At 40.3% G+C, this 1,603-nt stretch carries 2 protein-coding genes; one reads left to right on the top strand and one right to left on the bottom strand.

The window, feature by feature from the left end; all coding sequences use genetic code 11:
• Nucleotides 1-561: ATP-binding cassette domain-containing protein (locus FTV32_RS16950; protein ID WP_180029149.1), on the bottom strand; the 561-nt coding region annotated here is incomplete at its 3' end.
• 228 nt (nucleotides 562-789) lie between these two features.
• Between FTV32_RS16950 and FTV32_RS16945 the strand changes: the two genes are divergently transcribed.
• A complete protein-coding gene (locus tag FTV32_RS16945) occupies nucleotides 790-1,491 on the top strand; it encodes an IS1 family transposase (RefSeq protein ID WP_154320143.1) in 702 nt (233 codons plus the stop codon).
• The last annotated feature ends 112 nt before the right edge of the window (nucleotides 1,492-1,603 follow it).

Genomic DNA, 1,603 nt, shown 5'->3' with positions numbered 1-1,603 from the left:
GAGCCAGAGAATGGCATCCAGGTCTAAATGGTTGGTCGGTTCATCAAGAAGGAGTAAATCGGAACGGCTCATCAGGGTACGCGCCAGATTCAGGCGCATGCGCCAGCCACCAGAAAAACTTGAAACATCCAGTTGGGATTGATGTTCAAAAAAGCCCAGACCGGCCATCAGTTGCGAAGCTTTGGCCGGCGCAGAATAACCTGAAATTTCATCAAAACGGCCATATAAATGGGCCAGTTCTGCATCATCCAGCTGATCTGGCTGCTCCAGTTTCTGTTGAATATCCCAGTATTCTTCATCGCCGGACAAGACGAAATCAATGGCTTTCATATTCAGCGCTTTGATTTCCTGCGCCATATGCGCCACGGTCCATACCGCAGGACGGGTCAACGAACCGGTGTCTGACTCCATGCCACCAAGCAAAGCTGAAAACAGGGTCGATTTCCCGGCACCATTGACACCGGTTAGGCCAATTTTCCATCCTGGGTGTAACTGCATCGACGCTTTTTGAAATAAAACACGTCCACCGCGACGTATAGATAACTGGTCTAACTGAATCATTGAGAAATCAAAGCTAAGAAATAAGATGCGCCTATTCTAAAGGAAAGCCTTGTGAAAATGAAAAATCTTGCGACTTTTACTGAAATGAGCCAGCTTTTAAATATTGTGAATTTATATATTATGGACGAATAAGTTGAGTATAAGCTCTATTTTCAGCATTAACAGTTGTGGTGGTGTTTCAAAAAGTATGCTGAAAAAAAGCAGGTTGGATTTTGATAAAATAGAGAAATGCGAATAACTCTAGAAATCAAGTGTCCAGCCTGCCTAAGTGACAGTATAAAGAAAAATGGCACAAAAGTAGATGGTAAGCAAAATTACCAATGTAAAATATGCAGACGTCAATTTATTGGTGATCATGCTCTCAGTTATCAAGGCTGTCACTCAGGTATCAAAACCAAAATATTACACCTCATGGTGCGAGGCAGTGGTGTCAGGGATATAGCAGAAATTGAAAGAGTAAGTATCGGTAAAGTTCTACGGACACTTAGCCAATCAAAATATCAACTTCGAGCACAGCAAAGTCATTATGAAACCCTTGAAGTAGATGAGTTTTGGACTTTTGTTGGTCATAAGCAAAATAAACAATGGCTAATTTATGCCTATCATCGAGAAACAGGTGAAATTGTTGCTTATGTATGGGGTAACCGAGATTTAGCCACTGCAAAACGACTTAAATTAAAATTGAAGCAGTTAGGTGTAAGCTATACATGTATATCAAGTGACCATTGGGATAGCTTTGTTACGACCTTTAAAGAATGCAAACAGTTGATTGGTAAATTTTTCACTGTGGGTATAGAAGGCAATAATTGTCGATTACGGCATCGGATCAGGCGAGGCTTTAGGAGAAGCTGCAACTTCTCCAAAAAGCTTGAAAATCATTACAAAGCCTTTGATTTAGCGTTCTTTTATATCAATAATGGATTCGTTTAATGCCAGCATACTTTTTGAAACACCACCAAAAATTTAACATAAAATCTCATATACGAAATTCGGGTGTTAGAACCCATTCAAAGTGTACTCATCAGTACACTTTGAAATTTTG

The sequence above is a fragment of the Acinetobacter sp. YH16032 genome, assembly GCF_013417345.1.
Classification (GTDB): Bacteria; Pseudomonadota; Gammaproteobacteria; order Pseudomonadales; family Moraxellaceae; genus Acinetobacter.
This window is presented reverse-complemented; position numbering and strand designations above follow the sequence as displayed.

What these genes read in the sequence shown, in the direction of transcription:
- FTV32_RS16945 (WP_154320143.1), top strand. Translation starts at nt 790, where the DNA reads ATGCGAATAACTCTAGAAATCAAGTGTCCAGCCTGCCTAAGTGACAGT.